The following is a 15,688-nucleotide window of genomic DNA, read 5'->3' as shown; positions in this document are numbered from 1 at the left end:
CCGCTTACGTAAAAATACGTCTTTCTGCCATCGCATATCTACGGCACATCAGTTTTTACAGCCGTATACGGCCTATGCCAGATGCTTTTCGATATAATCCACTACCTCGCACCTGTCTATACCGAGAGCGTATGCAAACTCCTCAAAAAGCATATCTTCTGCTATACCAAGGTAGTTCTCATCGGAAGAACGCAGTCTCCTGCCGTTTTCTGAAAGTTCTCTGCGGCGAAGATAAAGGGTCTTGATCAGTCTTATGATCTCGTGCTTGTCCGCATCCTTTATGATACGGCTGTATTCCTCCTTGCGCTTGTTGTCATTATCTATCCATATCAATCCTTCGGAATTCATATGGGATATCAGTTCATCGACCTCAGACTTTGTACATACCGGGTGCATCCTGCCAAGTGCAGCTTCGTTATTTACCGGCACATAATAGATATTTTTATCGGAATATATATTTCTGAGTATATAGTATTCCTGTTCTTCTCCGGTAAGATCACGTTTTTCTACAGCCGCGACCCTACATATCCCGCTTGTACCGTACATAACAACATCGCCCGTTTTATACATAAGTATCACCTCGCAAAAAATAAAACGTGAAGCAAGCAACCGGACTTACGCAGTAACTGCTACACGTTCTCATATACTATTTTAGCACTTTACAGGATATAAAGCAAAGGAAGTTTTGCACAAAAACACAGCATCAGTCATATAACAATATGCTCAAACAGCAGGCCGATCAAAGCAGTGATTAATTTACCCGTAGCAAGAACTTAATTTACCCAGTATCTTTTACCCCGATGTACGCTCAAAAGCTTTGTTTTTGTTCACTTCAGATCTCCAGGTCGCATATATGTAATAAAGTTTGCACAAAATATTATTGAAAATGATAATAAATTGTGTTAAAATTAAATCATAAAATTGATGCTTTATATAAGGTGGGCATCTGTTTAAGAAAAGGAGGAGTTTAGATGAGATTTAAAAAGCTGGTCAGCGGTCTGACCTCAGCAGCTTTGTCGCTTCTGATGCTTTCGGGTATTGGTGTACCGAATGCAAACGGTGTGCTTACTGCGAAAGCCGCGACTGCAAACTGGAAATTCGACTTCGGAACGGGCGGTACAGCCTCGGGGTACACAGGTGTATCGGCATCTGACGAATATGCTTCCTGGAGAGGCTACGGCTTCGCACAGACAGGAAATGTCGGTAATGTTTCCGCAGGCGGAAACGGCGCAGGCAGCGACGCAGTCGAGTTCAAGTCAGACAGCGGTTCAAACACATTCAACGTTGATCTTCCTAAAGGACTTTACGAGGTAAAGGTCACTGTGGGTAATGCACCTAGGTGCTGTATCAAAATGGAAGGTATGTTCCAGATGATGAACCTCACAGGGCTCAACGCTTCCGAGACCGTAAAACTTCCTGTTACAGACGGACAGCTTAATATACAAGCTGTTACAGGCATAAGTAACGGTCAGCGTTCCATATCTGCTGTTGAGATAACGCAGATAAACACCACGGGCGTAATGCCTAAGACAGTATGGATATGCGGTGACTCAACAGTTGCCAACTACTATAACAGAAGTTCTACCCAGGCACACGGCTGGGGACAGTATTTCGGAACATACGCATCACAGCACGGTTTTGAAGTAAGGAATATGGCTACCAGCGGACAGTACGCCAAGGGGTTCTATGACGGCGGACAGTTCACTCCCATTGAAACTTACGGCAAATCAGGAGATATCTACATAATCTCCATAGGTATAAATGATACCAACTATTCCAATAAGGATGAGTATCACAGCACAGTATCTACTATGACTCAAAAGGCTAAAGCCAAGGGAATGGACGTTATCCTTGTAAAACAGCAGGGACGTCACGCCGACTACAACAGAAACCCGAAGCTCAGCGGACGCTGGTTCGGCGGAGAGCTTGACTCTGTCGCTTCTGAGGAAAATGTAAGAGTCGTTGACCTTTTCAATGCATGGCAGGATTTCGGATTCAGCATCGGCGGTTACGATGCTATGACACCTTACTATGCCAGCGGTGACGATCTCCACCAGAGTCTGGAGGGTGCAAAGAAGCTCGCTGAGCTGATGTCGGGTCTTGTATTTGAAACAAAAGAGCCCGTACAGATGGATACCTCCAAGATGTACCGTTTCAAGAACGTTAACAGCGGTCTGTACCTCGAAGTTAAGAACGGCGAAGCTGCTGTCGGTGCAAATGTCCAGCAGTGGAGCGGTGCCCAGGTCGGAGACTGGAACACATGGAGACTGAAGCACAAGGGCTATAATTACTATGAGATATGGTCATACCTTGGCGGCGGCAGCACATACCTTCTCGATGTTGCAAACGGCAGTTCAGCCAACGGTGCCAATATCGCCCTCAACACAAACCAGAACTACGGTGCACAGTGGTTCAGGTTCTTCGAGAACGGTGACGGCAGCTACACCATGGTATCACGCTGCTCAGGCGACAAAGGCGCGATAGAAGTCGGCAGCGCACTGACATACGAAGGCGCCAACATCCAGCAGTGGGAAGTCAACGGTCATAACTGCCAGAAGTGGATACTCGAAGAAGTACAGCCAAATGATCCCGAGCCCGAGCCTGAACCTGAGCCCGAGCCAGAGTATACAAATACGCTTACACGCTATCCCGGCGACGCAAACGCTGACGGAAAGGTGGATATGGCTGATGCAGTAACTATTAAACAGTACCTTAACAACTCATACAGATATCCTCTGTGTAAGCAGGGCATGAAGAACGCTGATGTTGACGGCAACGGAAGCATCAATGATAACGATGTTCTTTATATCCAGCAGTACGCACTGGGTATGCGTAGCTTCCCCGCTCCGGTTTATGAAAATGTATCAGTTTCCACTGATCCGTGGGATGGATACTATTTCGCAGTTGACCAGACATGGGACGATGCATGGGCAGAGGAAACTAACAGCGGATTCACAAAGACATCCACCGATATAGGCAAGTCCTCAAATACAGGTTATATAAACCTGAACAATGCTGTCGGCAGCAGCCTTACATTTAAGGTAACAGCTCCTACCAGCGGCAAGTACATGGCTTATGTACGCTTTTCCAACGGTTCATCATCCTCAAGAGATACCAAGGTATTTGTCAACGGCAATACAAGCAGCTACTGGATACAGACATTTGCATCAACAGGCGCATGGACAACATGGGATGCTCTCGGACTTGTACTGCCCCTGAACGCAGGTGATAACACTATAAAATTTGAGTCTGCAGGCTCAGACGGCGGTCCCAACTTCGACTACCTGACGATCACACTCACCGATGAACCAGTTGCTGAGCTTTATGATCCCAATGCTCAGGAACAGTATATCGACAACACCAAACCTGCGCTCTATCTTGCAGGAGATTCTACCTGTATGTACTACAACGCTAACAAACAGTCACAGCAGGGCGGTCCTATCCAGGGCTGGGGTTACGAGCTGCCAAAATACTTCTCAAGCAACGTGAGCATATACAATCATGCCATGGCAGGAAGAAGCTCTAAAAAATTCTATGACGAAGGCAGATTTGCCACAATAGTACAGAACCTCAAGAAAGGTGACTTCGTAGCTATACAGTTCGCTATAAACGATGCAGGAAAGAGCTACGCAGACAGATATGCACCTCTCTGCGGCAACGTAGATAACCCGTCTTCAGGATCATACGAGTGGTATATGACATCATTCATAAAGGACACCAAGGCAAAGGGTGCAACTCCCATACTCATGTCCTGCACTCTCGGTCTGAAGGCTTACAAAAACGGACGTTTCACAGGTTCTTATACAGAATATGCCGATGCCTGCAAGAAGCTTGCCGCAAAATATTCTGTTCCTTACGTTGACGTTAACGGCGCAATGGTGAACTACTATAATTCCATTGGCTACGATAATGCAGCTAAGCTCCACATTGATACTACTCACTTCAATGAGACAGGTGCTCCCGTTATCGCACAGCTGATAGCAAATGCTATAAAGTCCGCAAACATCTCGGGACTCAGCAACTATGTGAAATAAGCAAAAGTGATCTGATGTAAAACACTTAGCTTATAACGATCAAAGCCATAGTACCTCTGATACGCTTTCAGAAGTACTATGGCTTTTCTATAGTAAAAGCATTATACGAAAACGGCAGCCATGGCAGGCTGCCGTTTTCTGTTCGGATATAGATCACTTCACGGTAACATAGAATGATCTGGAATTGATATCAGTAATATCCCAATTGCCGTTCACTTTGGCGCAGATAACCATCTGATAGGAACTGCCTGCCTTCAGCTTAGGCGATGTGAATGTAGTGGTGTAAGCATCGGTGTAAGCCTGCACCTTCCACCTGCCCGCAAGTTTAACTGCTATACCGTACTGTGATGCGCCCTTGACGGATGACCAGTTTACCTTGAACTGGTGATACTGTGTATTGTACTGTATATTTGTGACTTTTGGATACTCATGTGTTTCGCTCTGGTATGTTCCCTGAGGGAGCACAAAGACGATATAGTTTGCAGACAGACCCTGCGCACCGTTAGTACCAAGGGTAACACTGCTGCCTGCCGAAAAGTCTTTGTGGAACAAAGTAAGCACTACATCATTGGATGTAGTCATGGTATCGGAGGTCTTGGTCCAGCTGCCCAGCCAGCTGAGTCCCTGATTTACACGATCGTCAACTGCGATATATACTGTCGCGTTCTGATTTACAGTAAAGGCAGCTTCGTCACCCGAATACAGCTTGGAATCGCAGGCGGTGCGGATAGTTTCCCTGTTTTTCAGATAAGAGGGGATACTGCTTACAGTGATATCTCTGTCGCCATAGAATCTTGAACCCACTGTGGTATCATATACTATCGACCAATCATCTGCGTTTTCGGCATCAGCAACTTTCAGGTCTCTTACGATCCTGCCCTGAATGGGATCGGGTTCATTTACGATGATAGTTCCGCTGCCGTCACCAAAATCGCCGTCTACTGTAAAGTTATCGATGTACAGCGAGGAGGGAAGAGCCGAATTTGACTTGAACTCGATCTTGTTATCCCCTGCTTTCAGGTTGATCGTCTTTTCATATGTCTTCCAGTTGGAGTAGCCGTAGGTGTTTGAAAGGTGCATGGTCTCCTGCTTGGTGCCGTTCACATAGAGATCAACCTGATCTATGTCCGACTGAGAAGAATATCTCAGCTTCATGGTAAACTGACCTGCCTTATTGGTATGTACGGTATCCTTGACAGCAGCATTGTAGTTCTTGCCGTATTTCAGGAAGCCATGGCCCTGTATGCCTGTAACGCCGCTGTTGCAGGCATTCGTAACGTAGCCCTCAACATTCTTGACATCAAAGAACTCACCCTCGTACTGGCGGGTGCCTGTGTAGAATGCGGGCTTGGTTATGGGCTGTACAGATGCCTTGTTGTAATTGGTCTTTCTGCCTGTGTTATTGCCTGTGCAGTTGATACGTATATCAACAGGACCGTTGTGCTTTACGGTAAGGGTATAGGTACCGTTGGAATAACTCTCGGATATCTGGGATCTTGTCTGGTTGCGGCCGGTGTCCTTAGCAGTATAGGTAGGTCTGGAGTTGCAGCCGTTGACCTTGAAGGTATCGGTAGATAGAGTAGTCTGAGCCTTGTTATCAAAATTATTAGCATATATGTCGATATGGTCGCTGTACTCGTTTATTATCGCATTACCGTATGCATTGAAGTTAGCATCGAAGGTCGAACAAGTGTTGTACTGCAGATCAATAAGCACGCCCTGATTTCCGTTGAGCTTATCGTTGTTGTAAGTCACCCATGTGTTATTATAGTGACCCGCATAGCAGGTACCCACGTACTCGGAGGGGAATTCCCTGTTGAACTCGTTCTGCTTGGCAGAGATACTGCTCCAGCGGGAACCGAGCTGCGACTGTTTCAGCTGATACTTGAATGACTTAGCAGTACTGTCCCTGAGACCGTAGGTGGTGGGTATAGTGGGGTAACGTCCCGTTGATTTATAGAGGTTCTTGTTATCCCAGAGATTGCCGTCGTTCGGCATACGGTAAAGACCCTCGAACAGCGTCTGGTATGTGCTGTACTTTGTATTGTCGCCGCCCGAACTTACGTCCTGTATGATGATATACTTTGTGCGGTCGATGACTTCCTGACGGGTGGGTATACGGTAAGTACCGTCTACCATCTTTTCAAAGAAATTCAGTGTGGAATTAACATACTGGTCTTTGGTGAACCAGTTGCGGCAGGAATAACCTTCACTGTCCTTTACGCCGCCCCATGTTTCACCGAAGTCATCGTTCCATACAAGCTCGGGTCCGTCTATGACGGTAGCACCGTTCATTATCATCCTCTCTGCATGGATAGGCAGACCCGTGATCTGACGGTACTGATTCTTGGTGGAAAGGGATGAACCGTCGGAACCTAGGTCTGTCCAGCCCGTATCATCGTAGCGCACACCGTAGCATCCGCAGTAGCCCGAAAGATACAGACCCAGTATCTGGGATTCAACGTCCTCTATCATACTTTCCTGTGTATACTTTTCTTCCAGCATCAGGTTCTGACCGTACTTCTCGCAGGCATCACGCCACTGGCTGTTAGTCTTGAGCATGGCTATGGGATTAAGTCCTGCCGACCAGCGGTTAGCACAGAAGTTGATGTTCAGATATCCGCCGTACTTGTTGCAGAGTTTCAGCAGATGTGCGAAATGCTGATAGCGCTGCTGGAAAGTGCAGGGATGATCCTGTGAAGCAAACCCCCAGAACTGTTCGGAATAGTTGAAACCGATAAAGCTGGGATAATCACGGAAGAACTCGGCATATATCGTGTTCTCGTAATCATCATCAGCGTGCTGTACGTACCTGTTCTTGTTGGGAGAGTTTACGATATTGTAGTTGCTGTCATAGTCAGGAAAATGACACTGTCCGCCCGATGCAGGCTGCACCATGCACCATACGCCCATATCCGAACAGGTCTTCAGCCATGACTTTGCGCACTCGTAGCCGTCCTGCACCATCAGCCACTTGTGTTCGGTATTGCTCCAGTTTATGGAAAGGGAGATATTGAACACACAGTATGGTCTTATGCTCTCGGGGATCGTTGCTATGATCTTTGCGGGGTCGGCATAATTCCATGTGTCTATATGTACTATGAGCATGGGATGCTCGGGGTCACAGGGGCGGCGCATATACGAAGCAGCCTCTGCTGTTATGCCTATAGGTCTTATTGCTGCAGGAACTATACCTCCTGCCGGTGCGATCATCGTACCCGCGACAAGCGTGCCGGCTAAGATCAGGGCACACAATTTTTTGAATTTCATACAATTTCCTCCTTTGCGTAATGTTTTACCTATGCGATCTATCACACCAAATGATGCACAGGTTTTAAATTGTTAAACGTTTTACTTTGTGTTTATATTATAACCAATAGTACAAAGTATTTCAATGAAGAAAATACGCATTTTATGGAGAAAACATTCATCGCTATAGTTTTCGGTATTTATTCGGCGTATGACCTGTGAATTGTCTGAAAAGGCGCAGACAATAGCCATAGTCATCATAACCGCAGCGCTCTGCAATTACAGAAATATCCAGGTCGGTGGATATCAGCAGCCATATCATTTTCATCATACGCATCCTTATGATATCCTGATGATAGGCAATACCAAATGTTTCCTTATAGATCTTGCGGAAATGACCTGCCGATATAAGATACTGCCTGCAGATTGCTTCAACCGTAAAAGGGGCTTCCCTGCCTGAATACAGCCTGTTCCGTGCTGATATAAGCTGACGGTAATGAGTATTAAGGTGACTATCACGTAAAATATCTGCCTGTACCATAAGTTCTTTCTCGGCTATATTCATAAGCTCGGTTGAGCTGCTGTACTCGGTACATACAGCCGAGATACAGAACGAATCCATGCCGAAAAGGTCAATATACTTCTCGTTGTTGAGTACCAGTGCGGTAACACGCTCCCGCAGGAGCAGTTCCATGTCCTCATCGGTATATAGCCCTGCAACAGCGTAGATATTCGGTTCAAGTCTTGCACAGATGAATGATGGTGCGACGACCTGCAAAGCTGCAGAAATCTCCTGTTGTATGGCTATCTCTTTGGTCTTGTTCTTTAGTGACAGGTTGTCACGGTCTATGGCAGTCTGCAGCAGCAGGCAGAACACAGGCTGACGTTTCACAGCCTTGCGTATAAGTATATGCAGCTCATGGGAAAATCCCTTACGATTGAGCAATCCTGTAACAGTGTCCTGATATTCGGATATATTACAGCACTCCATGAGGTATTTTATATCGTTTTTCATGCGCAGTATCTCCAGCGCATTTGATACTGATTTCATCCAGCTGCGGAATATATGATCATATGTTTCAGGGATTTCGTATCTGGTCACAACGAAACCCATAGGACGGTCACCGAAAAACAGCGGTGAACAATAATATACCGCAGGCGCTCCACTGCGCTCTGTCAGCGCAGAAAGCTCCAGCCGTGAGATGTTTCTGCTCTGACCGTTAAGTGATTCATTATATAATGTGTAGCAGTTCATCATACTGTCATCGGCGGCTCCATTGTGCCAGTTGCGGTAAAGGCAGAGCTCCGCACCGCTGATATTGCGCAGCAGATATTCCGAGCCCACGAATTTCCCACAGAAGTCACGCATGGAATGTGCTTCTGTCAGCCTTTGCTCCAACTGATTATAAAGGTGCAGGAATTCATAGAAAGCTTTTGTCCTTGCAGCACTGAGTTCGGCGTTGAGGTCGGCAGGTCTTATGCCGCAGGTACAGCTATCGCCGCATATCACTTTGCCCCGCGGCGGTACCAGGACCCCGAACTCGCCTGAACTTACTTTGTTAAGCAGCATCTCTGCAGCTATCCTTCCAAGCGCTTCGCGGCTTCGCTGAAAAGTCGTGAGAACAGGAGTATGCATATGCCGTTCACGAACAAATTCATAACCGACTACAGTGATGTCACCGGGCACGGATATCCCCTGTTCGGCAAACACATCAAGGATCCCGTATGCCATATAATCATTGGCACATATCACCGCCTGCGGCATAGGTCTTTCTCCCGAGATATAAGCTTTTGCCAGTTTCTCACCCGATGGCATCCAGAAATCCCCGAATATTACACGATCTTCGTCAAATGGTATACCATGTTTTTCCAATGCACTGCGGTAACCGTCTATACGCAGATGCGATACCGAATAGCTCTCAAAACCCGTCAGCAGGTCTATCTCAGTAAAGCCGTGTACCGTTATCAGATGCTCTGTGAGGTCGGCTATATCATCCGAATCAGCTGTATTGAGCGGTATGCAGTGTTCGAGTTCAAAGCCTTCAAAATATGAGCCCACAGCTATCTGCGGTATATCGCTCCTGTAATTCATTAGCTGAGATATCTGCCTGCGGTGGGTGGGATTGATGAATGCTTCGGTAACAAGTATTATACCGCAAAGATCCGGCGACTCTATAAGTCGGTAGATATCATTTTCAGCCGCAAGCTGCTCATCGTCATACTCGGGATTATATATATTGGATATCACTACTACATCCGTATTACGCTTCCACGCAGCAGGAATTATCCCCCGCAACAATTCCCGCTGCTCGGTATCGGCTGTTCTTGTTGATACAACCCCCTATGATCTGCCTTTTCATGATATGCCCACCCCCTTATGTATTCGTTTACAGTATTATAGCACATTGTTTTCTCAAAGTAAAGACATAATCATGGTTCAAATTTTTGATATACACCTTTAAATTTTAAATATATCATCAACGGTGAACAGCTAATTGATCATCTGTTTCATTCACTTAAATTTTACTAATAATACTTAAATTATTTAATTTTATTACCAAAACGCTCGTTGACAAATCCTCAGATTCGTTGTATAATACAAAAAAAGAGCGATTTATTACATTTTTTTATTGTATTTCAAATTTTTGACAAACTGTCTGCCCATTCAAGCCTGAAGAATGTCCGATCAGTTTCAAAAAGTGCAAGCATCGCTCTCGATTAAATATTTCATGGATATGGGTAAATTTTAATTTATAGGAGGATATTATCATGAAAAACAAATTCAAGAAAACAATGGCGGCATTTGCCGCACTTGCAGTGGCAGCTTCATCTTATGCAGCTTCCATGCCCGTTCAGGCCGCGACCGCTGATTCCTTCCCCTACACCATTGAGGCAGAGGATATGAAAGGCGCTGAGCTCTGGACACAGAATTACGGTCCTTCACCTAAGAATTCTTCAGGCAAGGGCTTCTTCTACCTTACAGGCAATTCTGCATCATTTACTGTGACTGTTCCCGAGGACGGTATGTACACCATTACTGCAAGATGTGCACAGGTGCTCGATAAGAACGGCAGACAGGAGTCCATCTCTGTAAACGGCATCAAGCGCATGAAGAATATGCCTTATTCCGAGGAGTGGACAGATTTCAGCTTCGGCAGCTTCCGTCTGAACAAGGGCGTTAACACAATCGAGTTCATAAGCGAGTACGGCTACATGGCTATAGACACAGTCACCGTCAGCGCTACCCCCAAGCATGATTATACACTGGCAACCGGCACTCTGACCGACAAGAATGCTACACCCGAGGCAAAGTCGCTGATGGCTTACCTCAAGAGCGTTTACGGCAGCCACATCATCGCAGGCCAGCAGGAGATATACGGCGGCGGTCACGGCGGAAACTATGAGTGGGAGAACGAGTATCTCAAAGATCTCACAGGCAAGGTACCCGCTATCAGAGGCGTAGACTTCATGAACTACAATCCGCTGTACGGCTGGGATGACGGCACCACCGAGCGCTGCATAGAGTGGGCTACCAAGCGCGGCGGTATAGTTACTGCATCATGGCATATAAATGTCCCCAAGGATTTTGAAAACTATACTCTCGGTGAAAAGCTCGACTGGAAGGAATGCACATATAAGAACTATCAGAGCAGTGACGGTTCAAAGTCATTTGATACAAGAAACGTTGTCATCAAGGGCACAAAGGAATATGAGTACTTCCAGCTGGCAATAAAAGACCTCGCAGAGCAGCTGAAAAGACTTCAGGATGCAGGCGTACCTGTTATCTGGAGACCTCTGCACGAGGCACAGGGCAACGAGGGCAACTATTCCGACGGTACTGCATGGTTCTGGTGGGGCGACAGAGGAGCCGATACCTATAAGAAGGTATGGAAGCTGCTCTATACCACACTGACCGAGGAGTACGGTCTGCACAACCTGATATGGGAATTCAACAGCTATGACTACACTAATTCCGCTACATGGTATCCCGGCGATGATTATGTAGATATCGTAGCATACGATAAGTACAATGTTGAGTACAACAGAGGCGACGGAAAGTCAGGCGGTCCTAACCTGCTGGCTATACCTGCAAAGTTCGATGCACTGTACGCGCTGACCAACGGCAAGAAGATGGTCGCTATGGCTGAGAACGACACTATTCCCGCACTGGATAACCTGACCGTTGAGGATGCAGGCTGGCTGTACTTCTGCCCCTGGTATGACGGCGGTGAAGACGGCGGCACAGCTTTCCTGGGTGCTGCTTATCAGGACTTTGATGAGCTGAAGAAGATCTACCAGAGCGATTACTGCATCACTCTCGATGAACTGCCTGTTGATCTTTACACAAACGGCGGCAGCAGCGATCATATCATCATTCCTCAGGAAATCACCTATCCTACAAACATCAAGGCTAATTACAGCCAGCAGTATCACCAGGTACAGTTCGTCTGGGATAAGGTCAAGGGTGCTGACAAGTACGGCATAGCTGTATATCTTGCCGGTAAATGGAGAGTACAGACTTCCAACATTACTACAAACAGCTATGTAACTCCCAAGAACCTGACTCCCGGCATGACCTACAAAGTAGCTATTGCTGCAAGAATCAACGGAAAGTGGGATACCACTAATGCTATCAAGAATGCTGTAACGGTTACTATCAAGTAATAGCAATTAAGCAAGAATATCAATATCATAAACATGGGGCTGTTGCACCAAGCAACAGCCCCATGTTTTATTATCATCTCACTACACGGTTCTTGCCGCTGTGTTTGCCTTCATAAAGCTTTTCGTCAGCCACGGATATCCATATTTATCATTGGACTGCCCGGTCTCATACCGACATTCGCCTATGGTTACCGTAGCGTGTATGGTATTGCCTTCAAATATAAACTCCCTGTTCTCAATATTCTTTCTCAGCGTTTCAAGTACTTCGGTGCTGCACTCGTTTATATTTGAAAGTATAATGAATTCCTCACCGCCCCAGCGGCATACTATACAATTCTTGCATACATCACGTATCATCGCAGCGATCTCATGCAGGATAAAATCACCGCAGTTGTGACCATAGGAGTCATTTATCTTTTTGAAATCATCAATATCAAGCATCGCTATCCAGCGGTCTTCAGGGTTTCTCGGTCCTGTGTGATCAAGAAATGCTAAAAGATAATGTCGGTTGTAAAGACCTGTCAGTTTATCCATAAGTGCCATTTTCTCCAGCTTTTCCTCAGAGTGGATCGCAACATTGTGGAAAAGAAAAGCATAAAGTATAACAATACTGAACGTTGCCACTGAGTTGAATATCACAAGAATATCGACTGCACTCTGCGGATAAGTGTACAGCGGTTCTCTGAACCTGGCATACAGAAGCATACCTGTATAAAGCAAAACGTGGATCCCCATCATTAACATGAAAGGGAGTTCCTTTTTCAGTATACGGTTATGCAGATAGCCGTTGTAGCTGACACATATAAGCATACCCAGCGCATATAGCTGAAAAGCAGGCCGCGTACCCATACTTATAATGCCTACTACCATCATCGCCATTATTACAACGTAAATTATCACCGTTGATACAAGATAATGCTTTTTTAGTATCAGATATATATTAGTAGTATTAATAACGAGCTTAACATAAATCAGATAACGTATAAGCGGCATATCGTATACTATCCCGACCGCGAGAAAAAATACATCGGTAAACAGCAGGAAGCCGCCGAAAAACAAGGTCAGATTCTTTATTATCATGGCATTTTTCAAATTCTCATTATCATTGTTCATCTGCTCACCTCGGATATTAAATTTACCAGCGTATAGTTACTTCCATTATATTATATCATACTTGATTCACATTTTCAAGAGTCGAATCTGTTTTTTACAAAAAATATGTGTCTATCACTTTGCTCACATTTTCACACACGGTTATAAAGCGGTATGTTTATACTATTTTCTGCCAGTTGTTGAGAAAACCTGCCAGTGTGGTCTGTCAGCTGGATGACCGTATAAATGTCAATATAATGAAAATAAAAAAAAACGAAGAAATATATCAAAAACATAATGGTAATTTAAGCCCATTTACAATATATTTACATACACCTAGTGCAAGCCGCCGAAGTGTATGATATAATATATTAATCAAAAACAAGCAGCAGATATATCTGATCAGGAGGTGCAGCAGCATGAAAAAAAGGAAACTCTTTGGCGTTATCGCTGCCGCAGCAGCAGATACCGAGCAGCGAGAGGTCATAAAAGGTATAATAGAAAAAACAAGGGAAATGGATATTGATGTAGCAGTGATCTCAAATATCTATAATCCCATGGAATGGGCTTCAATGCTCAAAACAGAGAACCTTATATACGATCTTGTTCATTCGGACGAATACGACGGCATTATCCTTATATCCGAATCTGTGATATATCCCGATGTTCAGAAAAAGATGCTGGAAGAACTTCAGAACAAATCAGCGCCTGTAATTACCATAGGTGCACTGCCTGAGGGTTTCTCTCTGCCGACATTTACCTGCATCAACACTGACGATGTAAACGATTTCAAGGATATCTGCGATCACCTTACAGATGTCCACGGCTTTACTGATATACACATACTTACAGGCTACAGCGAACTTGAACTATCTCACAAGCGTGTGGAAGGATACAGGCGCTCCCTTGAGGAACACGGTATACCGTATGATGAAAACAAAGTATTTTATGGCAATTTCTGGAATAATTCCGGATATGACCATGCCATGCGTTACATCAGCGGAGAACTGCCTTATCCGCAGGCACTGATATGCGGCAACGACTATATGGCATACGGTCTGCTGGATTGCTTCCTTGAGCATAACATAGATATCACCAAGAAAATGGCAGTTACAGGCTATGAATATATTCGTGAAAGATACTGCCATGTACCAATACTGACTACTTATCAGCGAAACAGAAAGGCATTGGGGATAAAAGCGGTCGAGATGCTCTGCAAAGGTGCTGATAATATAACTCACGATGATTTTGAACCGCCTAAGGGCAATATAATAAGCGGTGATACCTGTCCCTGCGGCGCAAAGACAGAGGATATACGATATGACATAAGAACTGCCCGCAAAAAGGACATTTACGATCGGCTTGATCTTTACAGCCTGCTGGAGCATAAACTGATAGAATGCAGGAGCGTAGACAAATTTGTTGAGACCTGCCGTGAAGAAAAGTTCAGGATCAAGAATGCTGACAGGCTGTATATGTGCCTTTATGAGAACTGGTATGAAGGTACGGGAAATTCATCGAATATGGTATGCTATGACCTTATTGACAACACCGAACCATTTATGTTCAATAAATACAATATCTCAGCGGTATTCGGAAACGAAGCTGCATCATATTATTTCTGTCCGCTGTTCTTTGCAGACAGAGAGCTTGGATATATTGTGCTGAGATTCAAAGGTAATGATTCCTTCAGGCATATCTTCCGCTGCTGGCTCAAGACAATAGCCAACGGTCTTGAATTCCTGCGAATGAAAAACGATATAAGATTTTATCTGCAGTGTCAGGATATATCCGAAGAACGCGATACACTGACAGGTATGCTCAATGAAAACGGGCTGAAAAAAGCGTACCGCAACACCGAAAAGGACGGTCTGAGCTTTGTTGCCATAAGGATAGCCCCGGGTATCTGTAATTGCGGTGTCGGACACAAGGAACACATAGATGCTGTGCTTGATGCTGCGGAAGCAGTGCGTCAATTCAGCGATGGTCAGATATGCAGCAGGATAAACGAGGACACATTTGTCTGCCTGATAAGGGACATGACTGATAATACGGATCTGCTTGCAGTACAGCTTTCAGCACTGCTGCAGCACAATACATCCTACATAAAGAAATATGGACTTGATTCATTTGTATGCACCGCTGTTCCCTGTGAGGATAACGATTATCTTACAACAAAGGAGAAGTGCTTTGCAAGAATGACAGAGATGACAGATGTATATTCCGCAAGACGCACCGATCCTCACTACAAAAAGCTAAACGCCCTGAGAACTATGATATACAGCACTCCGCAGATCACATTTGATCAGCGTGAGATATATTCTCACTTCAACGGCAGTGACGGTTATTTACGGACTATCTTCCGCAAATGCTATGGGTTCACTCTGCATGATGATTGCACCAATGCCAGGATATCCGCCGCAAGGTATCTTATTACTATGTCAAAACTTTCCAACTCTGAGATAGCAGAAAAATGCGGCTACAATGATCCTAAATATTTCATGCGGCAGTTCAGCGGCATAACAGGGTATACTGTACCCAGATACCGCTTGCTGTTCAGCCGTTCAGCCGAAGAATAAATATGATGACAAAAAGGACAGTCCCGACTCTGAGGGCTGTCCTTTTTTGCATAATGACTACAATATACA

At 45.2% G+C, this 15,688-nt stretch carries 7 protein-coding genes; 3 read left to right on the top strand and 4 right to left on the bottom strand.

Annotated elements, in window-relative coordinates; translation table 11 throughout:
* Nucleotides 1-72 precede the first annotated feature (72 nt).
* A complete protein-coding gene (locus tag RUMAL_RS02495) occupies nucleotides 73-570 on the bottom strand; it encodes a CarD family transcriptional regulator (RefSeq protein ID WP_013497233.1) in 498 nt (165 codons plus the stop codon).
* Between the two features lie 401 nt (nucleotides 571-971).
* Between RUMAL_RS02495 and RUMAL_RS02490 the strand changes: the two genes are divergently transcribed.
* Nucleotides 972-4,034 carry an RICIN domain-containing protein gene (locus RUMAL_RS02490; RefSeq protein ID WP_013497232.1) on the top strand — a complete coding sequence of 1,021 codons (3,063 nt, stop codon included), beginning with the start codon at nucleotides 972-974 and terminating at the stop codon, nucleotides 4,032-4,034.
* Between the two features lie 153 nt (nucleotides 4,035-4,187).
* On the opposite strand, the gene RUMAL_RS02485 is transcribed toward RUMAL_RS02490, so the two are convergent.
* Together RUMAL_RS02485 and RUMAL_RS02480 are read right to left on the bottom strand one after the other, a co-directional pair.
* Nucleotides 4,188-7,304 (bottom strand): glycoside hydrolase family 98 domain-containing protein, encoded by a 3,117-nt coding sequence (locus RUMAL_RS02485; protein WP_013497231.1) that lies wholly within the window; start codon nucleotides 7,302-7,304, stop codon nucleotides 4,188-4,190.
* A gap of 163 nt (nucleotides 7,305-7,467) precedes the next feature.
* Nucleotides 7,468-9,531 carry a substrate-binding domain-containing protein gene (locus tag RUMAL_RS02480; protein ID WP_028504336.1) on the bottom strand — a complete coding sequence of 688 codons (2,064 nt, stop codon included), beginning with the start codon at nucleotides 9,529-9,531 and terminating at the stop codon, nucleotides 7,468-7,470.
* A 521-nt stretch (nucleotides 9,532-10,052) separates the two neighbouring features.
* On the opposite strand from RUMAL_RS02480, the gene RUMAL_RS02475 reads away from it, so the two are divergent.
* A complete protein-coding gene (locus RUMAL_RS02475) occupies nucleotides 10,053-11,948 on the top strand; it encodes a glycosyl hydrolase (RefSeq protein WP_013497229.1) in 1,896 nt (631 codons plus the stop codon).
* An 81-nt stretch (nucleotides 11,949-12,029) separates the two neighbouring features.
* Here the strand turns inward: RUMAL_RS02475 and RUMAL_RS02470 are convergent, their stop codons facing one another.
* Nucleotides 12,030-13,061 (bottom strand): GGDEF domain-containing protein, encoded by a 1,032-nt coding sequence (locus RUMAL_RS02470; RefSeq protein ID WP_013497228.1) that lies wholly within the window; start codon nucleotides 13,059-13,061, stop codon nucleotides 12,030-12,032.
* Nucleotides 13,062-13,459: 398 nt separating this feature from the next.
* Here RUMAL_RS02470 and RUMAL_RS02465 point away from each other — a divergent pair, with 398 nt between their 5' ends.
* Nucleotides 13,460-15,619, top strand: a complete 2,160-nt coding sequence (locus RUMAL_RS02465) for a substrate-binding domain-containing protein (RefSeq protein ID WP_013497227.1) — start codon at nucleotides 13,460-13,462, stop codon at nucleotides 15,617-15,619.
* Nucleotides 15,620-15,688: the final 69 nt, after the last annotated feature.

It is taken from the genome of Ruminococcus albus 7 = DSM 20455, from assembly GCF_000179635.2.
Classification (GTDB): domain Bacteria; phylum Bacillota; class Clostridia; order Oscillospirales; family Ruminococcaceae; genus Hominimerdicola; species Hominimerdicola alba.
The sequence above is the reverse complement of the archived record's forward strand: the minus strand, read 5'-3'. Positions and strand labels throughout refer to the sequence as shown.